The organism is Nostoc sp. (assembly GCF_036917755.1).
Classification (GTDB): domain Bacteria; phylum Cyanobacteriota; class Cyanobacteriia; order Cyanobacteriales; family Nostocaceae; genus Nostoc.
The window spans coordinates 136,971-150,581 of sequence record NZ_JBALFC010000157.1 but is presented as its reverse complement, the minus strand read 5'-3'; the positions used below and the strand labels follow the sequence as shown (position 1 = coordinate 150,581).

The following is a 13,611-nucleotide window of genomic DNA, read 5'->3' as shown; positions in this document are numbered from 1 at the left end:
TCCCTGAAACCTGATGTACTTTGAGGTTATCTGTAGGCGATCGCGGATCGCGTCTATCATAAAGTACTATTAACATCTCTGGAATCGTCCTGCTGTTCCTCAATTTCCAAATCCAGAGCAAACATCAAAGCTTGTTTGATTTTGAGTAATGTTTCATCTGGCAGTTCGCCCAGTTTACGCTCCAGTCTTGCAGCAGGGATTGAACCTAGACCTTGAACATTAGCAATAGAGCCTTGTCGTAAAAACCGCAATGTAGGCAGTTCAACTTCGTATGCGCTACCCCGATTTTGCGTAGTTACTGGTACATAGAGAACTAAAGCACGCGGCGGAGTGGGGTCATAGCGAGAGACAACGACAACAGGGCGCGTCTTGGCTGCAAGTCCTAAATCAGCTAGCCACACTTCACCAGGTTTCAGGTTCATCAATCAAATCCAATACTTCTTGTTCAACTACTCTAGAGCGAAGAATATCTAGAGCATCCTGGTCTGCCAGTTCAATAATCTCTGCAAGGCATTGTCGCACTTGTTGAGCAATGTCAGGTTGCCATTGGCGTAGTTTTGTGTCGAGTTCTTGGACTAAAATATCCATTTCAAGTTTCTTTTAATCTTGAGTTCCTGAAACTACTATAAAGTTATTCGTTGTATTCGGTTGAAGTTCTCTTGGATGTTCTGTTTGAGTGAATTCGTCAAACAATTTGAAAAACTGCTCTAGTGCAGTGTGCTCATCTTGGGAGAAAAATAGAATAATCTGATCCCAGGTATGATCAGAACTTACAGGAAATCTCTGCTGAATCCAAGTTTGAAATTCTGAAAATTGCTGTTCTTGTGATGTTTGAGGAATTCCTATCTGGCGACGGGCAAAGCAGTAACCTGCTAGAAAAGTGCGGAGGTTGGATATAGAAGCTCGTCCCAAATACATGGCAGGACGTTTCTGTATATTGTGGATTAGGTCATACAAATCAACCATGTGTCCCTCCAACTTAAAAATTAGTTTCGGTGATTTGGAAATTGCCGCCTAAATCTTGGGCAGGGCAGTATAGGTTATTGATCCAGTCTACTCTGGAAATTCCTTCAGGATCTATATTGTCAAAGATGAGTTCTTGTCCATCAATTTCAACGGCGATCGCTTCATGTCGTCCATTAATGGAGATGTTTTGTTGAAGGCGTTTATGATAGATGTTGCAAAAGGGTTCTTCTGTGCTACCTGTAAAGAGGCTAACCTGTTTGCCAGAAATGTTTTGATCAATGAGGAGTTGGCGCAAGGCGATCGCCCTTTAAGAGTGCATCATAGGTCGAGTCGAAGTTCAGCATTTACATGGTTTATTACCTAGTCATTGAATAAAAGTACTTAGGGTTTGCTGAAAAAGAAAGAAAAGGTGACAGTCTCTAGATTTTCAGACCAAAGAAGTATATTCCGGTGCAAGATAAGAAGGTAAAATAGCCAAAAATCCGTGCATCACTGTGGTCAGCCCCAACCAAGTGTATCATCAGTAACTATGTACCGGAAAGAAGATGCTATGAGACAACATCTCTCAATCAACTGAAAAAAAACATAAGAATCAGAAAAAGAGGTAAGTGAGCCAAAAAATCGGGAAAAATTAATATTAGATGCCACTTGTGCGCCGGGTGATATCAGCTATCCGACAGATATCGGGCGACTAAATCAAGCTAGAAAACAGACAGAAAGAGTCATAGACGTTCTTTATGAACAGATAAAGGTTTACTCCAATCTTGCCCAGATTTCCTTTAGAGATGAAATTTTTCATGATTGACCTTATTACTTTAAAAAAGCAGACGTGAATAATAAAAATGCTGGACTAGAAAAATATCTAGCTATGCCAAGCATTTAGACACAGTTGACATAACGCATCCTGTACAAGAAGCGATGAGTCAGAGTCTCGCTGCGATGTCTACGACGGGCTACGCCTACGCAGATATAAGCACTAGTTAAAATGACTAAAGTTTTGAACTTAGCTTTTGTTTTCTAGTTATTTAAGGAGGTTATTAAAAGTGTTTTCCTCACTTGCTTATTTAGTTAGATTACTGGCAAATTTATTTAGTGTCGAGAGGATTTGCGTATATTCACATAAGAAATACATTCCAAATTAGATTAAATAGCAGCCAAAACCTAGATGCAAGGCGATTTATATACGTAATATCAAGTAAATCATTGACTAAACCTTTGTAAAATTAAGTTGTTGCTTTCAGATACCTGGATCAACGTGATTATGTGTAAGTATGGCTATGTAAGCAGAATCTCCGCTTAAGAACATCGTAGTAGCACACTGTTATAATACCTACCGATGAAAACCATAGTGGTTAAAAACAAACTACATTTCCAAATCTTCTGAATATCTTTAATATAAAAATAGGTACAAAAAACTGTTTTCAGTTCAGCCAAGCCGCTCTCGCTTCATCCTCACACTTCCACCCAGCAATAGCCTATGAATTTCTCGTCAGCACGACAATATTTTTACCAGGAGATTCAGCAGTCTGACGAACACATTGACCTAGCAAAGGCAGCTTTGTATATTGCACAAGAAGAATATCCCAAGCTAGACCCAGAAGAATACCTCAATGCTCTCGATACAATGGCATGGGAACTTCAAGAACGCCTGCCTTCTTCACGATATCCTTTGCGGATAGTTCAAGGTATTAATCAGTATCTCTACGAAGATTTAAAGTTTTCTGGTAATAAAACTGACTATTACGACCCGCGCAATAGCTTTTTCAATGATGTAATTGACCGCCGATTGGGGATTCCCATTACCTTAGCACTGGTTTACCTGGAGGTCGCCCGACGGATTGATTTTCCGATGGTGGGTGTGGGGATGCCAGGGCATTTCCTAATTCGCCCGGATATTCCAGACATAGAGATTTTCGTCGATGCTTTCAATGGTGGTGAAATAATATTTGCTCAAGATTGCGAAGAACGGCTGTCTCAACTTTATCAGCAACCTGTGACGCTACAAGCAGAATTTTTAGCCGTAGTCAGTCATCGGCAATTTTTGGCCAGGATGCTGACAAATTTAAAATTTATTTATATCAAACAACAAGATTTAGAAAAAACGCTAGGAGCGGTTGAACGAATTTTGTTACTGTTTCCTAATTTAACCTTAGAATTGCGCGATCGCGGTTTGATTTATTATCAACTCGGTTACTACCCCCAAGCTGTAGACGACTTACAAAATTATTTAGCAAAAGTTCCTGACGCCGAGGATGCATCTGTGATTCGCCAGTTACTTGCTAAATTAGGTAAGAATGGTTGAATCAAAAATGCTGTGTCAGCACTATATTGACACAGCAGTAGTTCGTTAAATTAAACGACTGAAATAAAAATTGATGCTTATGCCTTAACTGCGGCTTGTTGTTTACGCTTGCGAACAGAGTTAATGCCGAAAGCACCTAAGCCTAAGATACCCATGAGAGATGCGGGTTCTGGAACAGAAGCAGTCTTCTTGTTTAGGGTGATAGAGTAATTGCCAGAAGAAAAACCAGGAAGAATATCACCATAAGTAGAAGCAGATAGGGCAAAGTTGGCGAAGGATGATATTCCCAACAAGTACTCACCAGTATCCAAAAACTCATTGAGAGTGGATTGCTCCGTACCCTTAGAATCGTCGTTCACAGCGATTAGCGTACCTGACGAATCAAACAGTTCTAGTATGGTATCAAAGGATGCACCATCGACTGTCGTAGCTTTGAATCGCCCACTATCCCAAAAGAAAGAAAAGAGGTCAGCACCGTTCTTAGAAGAGATAGTTCCTTTGATGACATCAATGCCACCAGGAAGATTTTGGGCGGTTTTTAAAGTCTTACCTGCATCACCCACTTCAATATAAGTCTTAGCTTGTGCGCTTCCTACTACTCCCAGTGCAATAACTGCTGCTCCCACTGTAGTCATTGATAAATTTGTCAAAACATTTACAGTAGCCATTCTGTTATTTACCCTAGAAAGGAATCTTTTTGTCTACTTTCAACGTTTCGATACTAATATGTGTCTCTAATGATTTAAAACTTTTTTACCTACTTCACAGAAAATTCACTGATAAATAAAGCTAATAATTTGGGGAAATGAACGTAATAATACGTACTTTAAAAGGCTTGTAACCTTATCTACAGAGGTTACAAGCTGTGTTTATACTTAAGGTAATGATGAAGTCCTATTCTCAACAACTGCTCAGGGCAACGCAGGCTCAGGAACCATCGGGGTTTAAATTCCCCGCAGTCGCCACAACTCTTGGAAAATACGCAAGGCGTTAATGCAAGAATTTTGAATTGTTAATCTTGCTCTTCTGCGACTCGTTTGAGGCGGCGCAGTTGGGCTTGCATATCTTCTTTTGTCCAAGATGCAGCAAAGGTGTTGAAACCCCAATTCACTAAGGGGTTAGGGATCTCGTACTCAAAGCGATTGAGTAGGCGGGTTCCCTTTTCTGTTGGCTGACATTCCCAGCGATCGCGCCCTTGAAAAAATCCTTTAAATTCCCAGACGATCAAACCCGGTTCTCGTTGCACAACTACGCTATTCAACGTGGGTTTCAGTAGAGGAATTTGAATGATAAAACGACTTTGACTGCCAACATCGGTACTCCAAGCTTCGCCCATAGGTTCGCAACGGAGGACAGGGTTGAGCCAACGGTGCATGAGGGTTAAATCGCTAATACAGCGCTCCACCACCGTAGCTGTAGCATTAATTTGAATCGATTGTGACAAAACTTGGGACATTCCACATCTTTGATGCTATTGCTGCAATTAGAGTAACGCAAAATTCTGGGGAGGGGAATGAGGGGGATGAGGAAGTAGGGGAAGAAGAACTATTGATTATTGAACAATGCCCAATGCCCAATGCCCAATGCCCATACCAATGTCAGTAGATTAAACCAAATATGAGTAACAAAGTCAAAAATTATTCTTGATATTAATCCCATAGATGTATGTTTTTACTGGTAAATTGATAGGCAAAACACTGACTCAGTGTTTGCGGCGAATACTTAAGCATAATTCCCGAAAACCATGAACACAACTTGGCAAGGAATAACCCAGATGATAGGAGTTGCTTCATCCACAAGGGTGCAGCAATTTTTGGCACAATCGCCCAGCCTGCAACAGACGCAACCAGCAGTGAATCAAGGAATTGCTGATGTGCAAGGTATTGTTCAACAGTTGATTCTGTTTACACCCCGTCTGCTGGGGGCGGTGGCAATTTTGTTAGTAGGTTGGCTAATTGCAGCGATCGCAGCGTCACTGACACAAGCAATTCTCAAGCGCACAAATATAGATAATCGCATTGCCGCAGGGATAACGAGTCGTCAAGATGTTCCCCAAGTGGAGAAATTAATCTCCAGCTTAGTCTTTTGGATCATTATTTTGTTGACGGCGGTAGCTGTTTTACAGACATTGGATCTGGAGGTCGTCTCTCGACCTCTGAATAATTCTCTCGATCAACTTATTGGCTTTTTGCCAAAGTTGGTTGGTGCGGGAATCCTTTTAGGAACCGCCTGGTTTTTGGCGATCATTGTGAAGATTATCACTGTGCGCTCATTACAGGCATTTAACCTGGATGAGCGTTTGAATCCAGAGCCAGAAGACAGCCCACCCAGCCTCAATCAGCTGTCTCTGAGTGAGACGATTGGCAATGCTCTGTATTGGTTTATATTTTTACTGTTTCTTGCCCCAGTTTTGGATACTCTCGGACTCAGGCAGGCTCTACAACCAGTACAAGCTCTTATTACAGAAGTTCTGCTAATTCTACCGAACATTTTAGCGGCGATCTTAATTGCTGTAGTTGGCTGGTTCATCGCTAATGTAGTACGGCGGATTGTCACGAATTTACTGGCGACAACTGGTATCGACCATTTAGGTAGTCGGTTGGGATTATCTGCGACTGCGGGGGTGCAACCTCTATCGAGTATTATCGGCACAATTGTCTATGTTTTGATTTTGATTCCTGTGGCGATCGCCACGCTGAATGCCTTGCGAATTGATGCGATCTCAGTGCCGGCGATCGCCATGCTGCAACAGATTCTTAATGCCCTACCAGCCATCTTTACAGCCGTGGCAATTTGGATTGTTGCCTATTTCGTGGGGCGGTTTGTGGCGGATTTGGTTACAAGTATCCTCACCAATTTAGGCTTTAATAACATTTTCACTCTTTTGGGTCTGACAACACCCAGCAGACGAATCATAATTTCAACACAACCAACAGTTGAACCGACTCCAACCCGCACGCCATCGGAAATTGCAGGTATTGTTGCCTTAGTGGGTATCATGTTGTTTGCAACGGTGGCGGCGGTGAATATCTTGAATATTCCAGCCCTGACAGCATTAGTGTCTGGTATTGTAATCATATTCGGGCGGATTTTGGCAGGATTGGTGATCTTTGCCATTGGCTTATTCCTGGCAAATCTGGCTTTTAATATCATTACCAGTTCCGGCGAACGTCAGGCACAGATTTTGGGTCAGGTGGCGCGGATTGCCATTATTGCTTTAGTCTCTGCAATGGCACTGCAACAGATTGGAGTTGCCAGTGATATTGTAAATTTAGCTTTTGGACTTTTACTAGGTGCGATCGCAGTTGCTATTGCCCTAGCTTTTGGTCTTGGGGGGCGAGATATTGCACGAGAGCAAGTTCAAGAATGGCTAAACTCTTTCAAAGGTAGAAACTAAAAGTTGATGAAGGCGCAATTTCGTTTGTAAAGAAAGGAAAGTGCAGCCCTAAGCATCAAGAGTGGAGAAAATCTATCGGCAATTGTGCCTAAAAGGTTGAAAGTTAGAGCTTAGAAGCTCGGAGTTTGAGTATAGAACTTGACATTTCGAGTTCAGAAGCTCAAGTTCCGAGTTCAGAAGCTCAAGTTCCGAGTTCAGAAGCTCAAGTTCCGAGTTCAGAGGTCGAAGTTCCGAGTTCAAAAGCTCAAGTTCCGAGTTCAAAAGCTCAAGTTCCGAGTTCAAAAGCTCAAGTTCCGAGTTCAGAGGTCGAAGTTCCGAGTTCAGAGGTCAAAGTTCCGAGTTCAGAGGTCGAAGTTCCGGGTTAAGAGTCGCGTAATCCAGTATCCAGAATATTTTTGTACCTTGAAAAAATTAAATTAATAAATTTTCAATAATTCTACAAGCGATCGCTTAGATCACCACCTTTTCATACAGGGTATTTTTAGTAACGTTAACTGCGATCGCATCAAAAGACCTCTAAGAGGTTTTACTACGCAAAACCTGTCCCTCTCCGAGTCGGAGAGGGACAGACTTGAACTTTGTTCAAGGCAGGGAGAGGTTTGTCGAACTCACGTTAACATACACAAACGATATAAATTGATTACTATAGGACTCCTATTTGATTTTTGAACAAATTAAGTACTAATCGAAAAGGCTTATTCCCTACTCCCCACTCCCCACTCCCCACTCCCTACTCCCAGCCTACGCAAGTCAGTTCAATAATCAAAGCGGATTACTATATCTCTTTAACAATTTTGTCAGTAAATTCGTCATTAATGCTGAGGTGGTTCTCAGTCTTAAAAAGAGAAACTGGAGCAAATACTCCACAGCAGAAATGAAAGGTTACGAAAACATGGATTTTACAATCGCTAAACTTGGCATTACTGCAACGGGAACAGCTATTCTCACCCAGGTTGTAGTAACGGCGATTTCCTATTCTTTGGATCTTTATCGGGGCGACATTACTGTTGAAGAGTTTAAAAATCTAATTTTTGAAGCAGCAAAGGCAGCAGGTATTGCTACACCAATTGTTTTTTTGGTTTTGGTGGCTGTGTTAGCTTTATTTCCAGAATTTGCAGTGATTTTGTCGGCACCAGTGGTTGTTGCAGGCTTCAATTCTTTATTTGGTATTGGTATTGCTATACCCATCATTCAATCGCTAGTTCGTCATATCCAAGCTGGAGGTTTTGGGATAGAAACTGCTGATGCTTACAAGAGTGCGTTTGATGGTTCTGCGCCCTGAAATAGTATTTTGATCAATGGGAGCGATCGCACTGAGTACAGTTTCTTTGTAAAGCTGCGCCAAACCCTTTTAACTTCTTTCTTTCTCTCTTCGCGTCCTTTGCGTCCTTAGCGGTTCGTTTTTCTTTCTTATACTTAAATATTGGCTAACAAAACCTTTATCGAACAGAATAAAGGCCAATACGCTTGGGTTAAGGCTAAAACTCTTTGTAAAAGTCATTTTTTTTAACGAACCGCAAAGGACGCAAAGAAGAGAAGGAAGAAATGCTTAACTGAACTGTATTGGAATAAAGGTGCCAGTCGTCAGAATTCAGAATGAATTTTGACCGAAAAAGCGGATGAATAACCTCTTTTTAGACCTCCACCAAATCTACGATTTGGTGGTGCAACAATTCAGTAGCGGGTCCCAATCCCCGACTGAAAGATTGCTGAATTCTGAATTCTGGATTCTGCATTCTTCTTCAATAATTCCACTATGCATCACTTTCTGAGTTTTACTTTGTGGAGTAATTCATCTTTAATCCGGTTGAGAATTGAAGCCTCATCCAGGTTTGCCAAAATCCGATTAATTACTGCTTTCGGGCCATCAGGTCCCCAAGTCGCGCCATTAGCTAAATAAACTTTGGTAACTTGTCCAATCCCGTAAGAAGAAACACCAGCGACTCCCCCTTGCGTGATTGCCACCGATATGTAAGGGCCTAGCGCAATGCCACCCGTAGCTGTTGCAGAGATCCCAAGTAAAGTTTTTAATCCACTCAAGCCCAAATTTGCTAACAATTCACTAGCACCGATGCCGCCCATACTCAGGGCGATTTTTTGTAGCAATTGTACAGCCCCGGTTTCGGTCATCGAGAAGCCATAGAGTTTAGATAAACCCAAAATTAGAGCAATATCAATAACCACACTACTGAGAATATCTACCACAGTTAGGGGATTGAGTGCGATCGCTAATGCCTTAGTCATCACAGCCTTCCAAATCAACTGATTGGCATTCTGTTCCCGAATCATCACTTTTCGCTCAACCAATTGCTCATTTACAATATCGGCATAAAGCATAGTATTAAGAGCAACCAAAGCTTTACCCTCACGGTGCAAAATCTCCAAAATTTTCAGCTTCAGTTCCTCGACTTTCGCATTTCCTGTACGCAACTGTATGCCCCTAGTACCATCAGGGCGACGAACCGCCGTCTTTACCAATGGCGATGCCGCAGTCATGACAATTTCTAGAGGTGTGAGTAATTCCCGCACCCTTTCATCCCGGATTTTGTGATAAATTGCCATCTGGTCTGCTTCTGGATACTGATCTACTTTGTTAAACACCAGAATGATCGGTTTACCTGCTTCCCGCAGCTGAGAAAGAGCCATGTATTCTAGCTTCGTCATGTCGCCAGAGATCACAAACAGAATCAAATCCGCAAGTTTTGCAATCTGTTCAGCTAATGCGGCACGGGTTGCACCATCTACTTCGTCTAACCCAGGAGTATCAATTAATTCCACCTGTGATTGACCTACACCAGGGAGAGTGACTCGAAAAGCCCGTTCAGTTTCCCCAACCGCTTCCTCAGTAATACTCCAATTAACTGTTTGTGCAGCACGGGTGACGCCATGCAGCGGCCCAGTTTCAAATACTGTTTGCCCAACTAAAGCATTGAGTAGCGAAGATTTCCCACGTCCCACCATGCCAAAAGCCGCAATCTGTACCACCATGCGGTCTAACTTTCCCAGCATGGTTTCCAAATCCGCAATTTCTGTCTCCAACCCGGTTTTTTCTTGGGGGGTGAGGTCGAGATTGACTACCAAGTTTCGCAGCGCCGTTTGCGCTTGTTTATAGTTCAGTTCTGTTTGAATGTCTTCAAAACTGAAAATGGCACTATCCAGTTCTTCCTCCCATCTGAGAGAATTTGCATCAGTGTTAGCGGAATCGCTTTGATCAGGTTCAGGCAAGGGCAATGTCGAAGTCATATTAATTTTAGATTTTAAATTTTAGATTTTAAATTTGAAATACACCCCATTTACTATCCTAGTTATTTTTAGGAGCGGTTTGGCGAGATGATGCAGATAAACCAGACAAGGGGGATAAGTATGCCCAATACCCAATTAGTAGACTAATGGCTAACAAAAAGTCATAAACTGAAAAATGCATCTAAATAACGCGTTAGGATCTTGACTAAATTACCTGTGCGGAAAATCGTTATTGCCGGCAACTGGAAAATGTACAAAACCCAGGCAGAGACCCAGGAGTTTTTACAAGGATTTCTGCCCCAGTTAGAGGAAACCCCCGAAGGGCGAGAAGTGATATTGTGCCCTCCGTTCACTGATTTAAGCCTTTTGTCCAAGAGTTTGCACGGTAGCCTCATCCAACTGGGGGCACAAAATGTCCATTGGGAAGAATTTGGAGCCTACACGGGTGAGATTTCTGCCCCAATGCTGACAGAAAGTGGTGTGCGCTTTGTGATTGTCGGTCATAGCGAACGACGGCAATACTTTGGTGAAACGGACACCACTGTTAATCTGCGCCTCCGAACTGCTCAAAGGTTTGGTTTGACCCCAATTCTCTGTGTTGGCGAAACTAAACAACAACGAAATGCGGGAGAAACTGAATCACAGATTAGTCTCCAACTCGATAAAGGCTTGGTAGATATTGATCAGAATAATTTGGTGATTGCCTATGAACCGATTTGGGCAATTGGCACCGGTGATACTTGTGAAGTGACGGAAGCAAATCGAATAATTGGCTTAATTCGTAGCCAGTTGACTAATCCAAATGTATCAATTCAATATGGCGGCTCAGTTAAGCCGAATAATATCGATGAGATCATGGCTCAACCAGAAATTGATGGTGTTTTAGTGGGAGGAGCAAGTTTAGAAGCTGAGAGTTTCGCTCGGATTGTGAATTTTCAGTCAGTGTAATGTGCCTTCTTCTCGTTCCCATGCTCTGCATGGGAATGCCTAATCTAGATTTATGCCAAGGAATTTGATAATTCGAGGACGCTGTTTCGAGTGGGGACAGCGGACTTATTTGATGGGTATTTTGAATGTGACACCTGATAGCTTTAGTGATGGAGGTGAGTTTAATACTACCTCTGCCGCTTTAGTACAGGCGCAAGCACTGGTAGCTGCTGGTGCTGATATTATTGATGTGGGCGGTCAATCAACTCGACCAGGGGCAAAGCAAATAACTCTGGCAGAGGAACTCGATCGAGTAGTATCAGTGTTACAAGTAATAAGACCAGAAATTTCAGTCCCGATTTCTGTAGATACTACCCGTGCTGCTGTAGCAATGGCATCTGTAGAAGCTGGAGCGGATATTATTAATGATATTTCTGGCGGCACTTTTGACTCAGAAATGTTGCCAACAGTGGCAAAGTTAAATGTACCGATGATTTTAATGCACATCCGGGGAACACCACAGACAATGCAGCAACAGACTGATTATCAAGATTTGCTCAAAGAAATTTATAGTTTTTTGGCTGGGCAAATTGAGCTAGCAACTGCTGCGGGCATTGGCCTGGATAAAATTATTATTGATCCTGGTATTGGCTTTGCTAAGAACTATGAGCAAAATTTAGAAATTTTTCGCGGCTTGCGATCGCTCACAACACTAAACTGTCCTATCTTGGTAGGAGCATCTCGTAAAAGTTTCATTGGTCGCATTTTAAATCAACCAGATCCCAAAGCACGAGTTTGGGGAACGGCAGCAGCTTGTTGTGCTGCTATTTTTAATGGCGCTGATATCCTCCGAGTTCACGATGTTCAAGAAATGCGCGATGTGTCATTAGTAGCCGATGCACTATTGAGACAAGCAGCGCAGCATAACCAATAATTCCTTGATTTTACAGAGCAAGCAGATTCTAGATTTAATGGGGTCAACACTTCGGCATGGCTCAGTGACCATCCAAAATCTAAAATCCAAAATCCAAAATTGTTTGATTCTTAAGTATTACCGTTTTCGGATTTTTTGCCGTGACCTTCTGTAATTATCGACTCGGCTATCAACTCCTGAAACATTTCAGTTGAGTTGGCTGGGTCTACAAAGACAATTTTGGCATTATTGCTCTCACCAAGTTTTTGACTGGCATCTACGTAATCTTGAGCTACAAGATACCGCAGAATGTCCCTACTGTCAGGATTGGAACGTAGAGCTTGAGAAATGATTTGCACTGAAGCCATAGTTCCTTCTGCTTTTTTAATGGCAGCTTCCTTTTCCCCTTCTGCTTCAGTAATCAGCGCCCGTTTTTTGATTACAGCAGCTTGCTCCTCTTCTCTTGACTTCCGTACACTTTCAGGTAGGGTAATTCTCTGAAGGTCTAACCGGAGAATATCAACTCCCCAATCTGTGGTTATACTATTCAACTCGAATAACAGAGCTGAGTGCATCTCCATTCTAGAGACATTGGTCTGCTCTAGGGTGTTCTGGGCAATGATTTCCCGGAGCGTCGTTGTAGTCACCTGTGTCAGTGCCCCTTGCAGATCCTCAATAGCATAAAAGCTTTTCTCAATATCTTTGATGCGCCAGTACATAACAGCGTCAACTTCCACGGAAATATTATCTTGGGTGATCACATCCTGAGGTTTGATGTCTAAAATTTGCTCTCGTGTAGTATCTTCCATCACAATCTGATCGACCAAGGGAACAATAAAGTTCAGCCCTGGCTTAAGTTTCCGATGATACCGCCCCAAGCGTTCGACTAGGGCTTCATTACCTTGATTAATCAGTTTTGCAGAACCTAAGGCATAACCTATAAGCACTAAAACTATAAAAATGATTGGCTCCATGTATACTCCTATTCAGCTTTGGGGAGAATTTAGTGTCAAGGATATGCTACTAGCTTGTCATATCTTTGAGTCTGTAATTTTATGAACACCAGCAGCGATGTCTGATGTCGAGTCGCTGCCCGTCTTGTACATATTCTATAAGTGGGACTGTTTTGCGGAATGCGTAGAAGCTCTGCTTCTTGTCGTCAGACATCGCTATTAAAGCACCTTGATAAAACGCTGGCAAGGACTACTTTATGTAATCAACATTACCGAAACAGTGCTGTTAGCGGAAGAACCAGGTTTAGCCCATGCCCAGTTTTGAGTGCTGAGGGAAAACTTTATAGGTATTACTTATTACTTATTACTAAATATCCCTTAATTGTACTGACATCTTCAGATAATCGGAACTTTTATTAAGTATATTAACTTAATTTAAAATATTTAGCGTAAAATATAGCACAATATAAAAAGCTCCAGTATGATCGGATTAAAATTGGCTTCAGCCATTAACAATGTAAAAATATTATGAGCAGGCTGTTAATCAGACTTATTGGTTTAATCCTACTTATTACAGGCTTATACTTTTTTGGTCAAGACATCATATTTGTTAGCGGTTACTATTCATATTTTTACCGTAGCTTACCTGCTACAGCTTCAGTTATCGCAACTATGATAGGTGTATTTGCATTAGTTTTCTTTCGTAGAGAAACTGGTAACTTGGGATGGATTTTTCTAGGCATTGGCATAGTACTACTTTTCTTAAGCGGTGGAGTTATTTTAAAGCCAACTAGCTTATGGGATTTCATAATTGCTTTTGCAGCATTAGCATCTGGATATAAATTACTAAATGAGGGCAGAATCAGCTTTTAAAATCATGTAAAAATAATCATATTTTCTCATCTATGTT

16 protein-coding genes are annotated in these 13,611 nt (G+C 41.9%); 8 read left to right on the top strand and 8 right to left on the bottom strand.

Translation table 11 applies throughout. The features are described 5' to 3' along the window. Window positions 1-56: 56 nt before the first annotated feature. From V7L05_RS33860 to V7L05_RS33845, 4 genes are read right to left on the bottom strand one after another with little or no spacing between them, the layout of a single operon-like run. Window positions 57-422: a type II toxin-antitoxin system PemK/MazF family toxin gene (locus V7L05_RS33860; protein WP_335170639.1), complete on the bottom strand. Its 366-nt coding sequence runs from the start codon at window positions 420-422 to the stop codon at window positions 57-59. Then, a complete protein-coding gene (locus tag V7L05_RS33855; RefSeq protein WP_335170638.1) occupies window positions 403-588 on the bottom strand; it encodes a hypothetical protein in 186 nt (61 codons plus the stop codon). The genes V7L05_RS33860 and V7L05_RS33855 overlap by 20 nt, the downstream gene beginning before the upstream one ends. A 12-nt stretch (window positions 589-600) precedes the next feature. After that, window positions 601-966: a hypothetical protein gene (locus tag V7L05_RS33850; RefSeq protein ID WP_335170637.1), complete on the bottom strand. Its 366-nt coding sequence runs from the start codon at window positions 964-966 to the stop codon at window positions 601-603. 13 nt (window positions 967-979) lie between these two features. Further along, entirely contained in the window at window positions 980-1,261 is a 282-nt protein-coding gene (locus V7L05_RS33845) for a papain fold toxin domain-containing protein (protein ID WP_335170636.1), read from the bottom strand. A gap of 1,182 nt (window positions 1,262-2,443) precedes the next feature. On the opposite strand from V7L05_RS33845, the gene V7L05_RS33840 reads away from it, so the two are divergent. Next, the gene (locus V7L05_RS33840; RefSeq protein ID WP_335170635.1) at window positions 2,444-3,268 is read left to right on the top strand and encodes a SirB1 family protein; all 825 of its coding nucleotides are present in this window, start codon (window positions 2,444-2,446) and stop codon (window positions 3,266-3,268) included. 77 nt (window positions 3,269-3,345) lie between these two features. Here V7L05_RS33840 and V7L05_RS33835 read toward each other — a convergent pair whose 3' ends face one another. Continuing rightward, window positions 3,346-3,936 (bottom strand): DVUA0089 family protein, encoded by a 591-nt coding sequence (locus tag V7L05_RS33835; protein ID WP_335170634.1) that lies wholly within the window; start codon window positions 3,934-3,936, stop codon window positions 3,346-3,348. A gap of 344 nt (window positions 3,937-4,280) precedes the next feature. After that, window positions 4,281-4,724, bottom strand: a complete 444-nt coding sequence (locus tag V7L05_RS33830) for an SRPBCC family protein (protein ID WP_335170633.1) — start codon at window positions 4,722-4,724, stop codon at window positions 4,281-4,283. Here V7L05_RS33830 and V7L05_RS33825 point away from each other — a divergent pair. From V7L05_RS33825 to V7L05_RS33810, 4 genes are all read left to right on the top strand, one after another. Continuing rightward, window positions 4,706-4,873, top strand: a complete 168-nt coding sequence (locus tag V7L05_RS33825) for a hypothetical protein (RefSeq protein ID WP_335170632.1) — start codon at window positions 4,706-4,708, stop codon at window positions 4,871-4,873. The two genes, V7L05_RS33830 and V7L05_RS33825, sit on opposite strands and share 19 nt — an antisense overlap. Window positions 4,874-5,012: 139 nt before the next feature. Next, the gene (locus V7L05_RS33820; protein WP_335170631.1) at window positions 5,013-6,665 is read left to right on the top strand and encodes a mechanosensitive ion channel; all 1,653 of its coding nucleotides are present in this window, start codon (window positions 5,013-5,015) and stop codon (window positions 6,663-6,665) included. Window positions 6,666-6,790: 125 nt separating this feature from the next. Then, on the top strand, window positions 6,791-7,030 hold the full coding sequence (locus V7L05_RS33815) for a hypothetical protein (RefSeq protein ID WP_335170630.1): 240 nt from the start codon (window positions 6,791-6,793) through the stop codon (window positions 7,028-7,030). A gap of 527 nt (window positions 7,031-7,557) precedes the next feature. Continuing rightward, a complete protein-coding gene (locus V7L05_RS33810; protein ID WP_335170629.1) occupies window positions 7,558-7,947 on the top strand; it encodes a hypothetical protein in 390 nt (129 codons plus the stop codon). A gap of 479 nt (window positions 7,948-8,426) precedes the next feature. On the opposite strand, the gene V7L05_RS33805 is transcribed toward V7L05_RS33810, so the two are convergent. Continuing rightward, the gene (locus tag V7L05_RS33805; protein WP_335170628.1) at window positions 8,427-9,908 is read right to left on the bottom strand and encodes a GTP-binding protein; all 1,482 of its coding nucleotides are present in this window, start codon (window positions 9,906-9,908) and stop codon (window positions 8,427-8,429) included. 216 nt (window positions 9,909-10,124) lie between these two features. Between V7L05_RS33805 and tpiA the strand changes: the two genes are divergently transcribed. Both tpiA and folP read left to right on the top strand, forming a co-directional pair. Continuing rightward, window positions 10,125-10,856 (top strand): triose-phosphate isomerase, encoded by a 732-nt coding sequence (gene tpiA / locus V7L05_RS33800; protein ID WP_335170680.1) that lies wholly within the window; start codon window positions 10,125-10,127, stop codon window positions 10,854-10,856. A gap of 52 nt (window positions 10,857-10,908) precedes the next feature. Continuing rightward, entirely contained in the window at window positions 10,909-11,769 is an 861-nt protein-coding gene (gene folP / locus V7L05_RS33795; protein ID WP_335170627.1) for a dihydropteroate synthase, read from the top strand. 110 nt (window positions 11,770-11,879) lie between these two features. On the opposite strand, the gene V7L05_RS33790 is transcribed toward folP, so the two are convergent. Then, window positions 11,880-12,722, bottom strand: a complete 843-nt coding sequence (locus V7L05_RS33790; RefSeq protein WP_335170626.1) for an SPFH domain-containing protein — start codon at window positions 12,720-12,722, stop codon at window positions 11,880-11,882. A gap of 507 nt (window positions 12,723-13,229) precedes the next feature. Between V7L05_RS33790 and V7L05_RS33785 the strand changes: the two genes are divergently transcribed. Then, complete coding sequence (locus tag V7L05_RS33785) at window positions 13,230-13,574, top strand: hypothetical protein (RefSeq protein ID WP_335170625.1); 345 nt, start codon at window positions 13,230-13,232, stop codon at window positions 13,572-13,574. Window positions 13,575-13,611: the final 37 nt, after the last annotated feature.

Excerpts from the sequence above, each read along its gene's own strand:
- V7L05_RS33860 (WP_335170639.1), bottom strand. The coding sequence starts at position 422 with ATGAACCTGAAACCTGGTGAAGTGTGGCTAGCTGATTTAGGACTTGCA.
- V7L05_RS33855 (WP_335170638.1), bottom strand. The coding sequence starts at position 588 with ATGGATATTTTAGTCCAAGAACTCGACACAAAACTACGCCAATGGCAA.
- V7L05_RS33850 (WP_335170637.1), bottom strand. The coding sequence starts at position 966 with ATGGTTGATTTGTATGACCTAATCCACAATATACAGAAACGTCCTGCC.
- V7L05_RS33840 (WP_335170635.1), top strand. The coding sequence starts at position 2,444 with ATGAATTTCTCGTCAGCACGACAATATTTTTACCAGGAGATTCAGCAG.
- V7L05_RS33835 (WP_335170634.1), bottom strand. The coding sequence starts at position 3,936 with ATGGCTACTGTAAATGTTTTGACAAATTTATCAATGACTACAGTGGGA.
- V7L05_RS33830 (WP_335170633.1), bottom strand. The coding sequence starts at position 4,724 with ATGTCCCAAGTTTTGTCACAATCGATTCAAATTAATGCTACAGCTACG.
- V7L05_RS33820 (WP_335170631.1), top strand. The coding sequence starts at position 5,013 with ATGAACACAACTTGGCAAGGAATAACCCAGATGATAGGAGTTGCTTCA.
- V7L05_RS33810 (WP_335170629.1), top strand. The coding sequence starts at position 7,558 with ATGGATTTTACAATCGCTAAACTTGGCATTACTGCAACGGGAACAGCT.
- V7L05_RS33805 (WP_335170628.1), bottom strand. The coding sequence starts at position 9,908 with ATGACTTCGACATTGCCCTTGCCTGAACCTGATCAAAGCGATTCCGCT.
- folP (WP_335170627.1), top strand. The coding sequence starts at position 10,909 with ATGCCAAGGAATTTGATAATTCGAGGACGCTGTTTCGAGTGGGGACAG.
- V7L05_RS33790 (WP_335170626.1), bottom strand. The coding sequence starts at position 12,722 with ATGGAGCCAATCATTTTTATAGTTTTAGTGCTTATAGGTTATGCCTTA.
- V7L05_RS33785 (WP_335170625.1), top strand. The coding sequence starts at position 13,230 with ATGAGCAGGCTGTTAATCAGACTTATTGGTTTAATCCTACTTATTACA.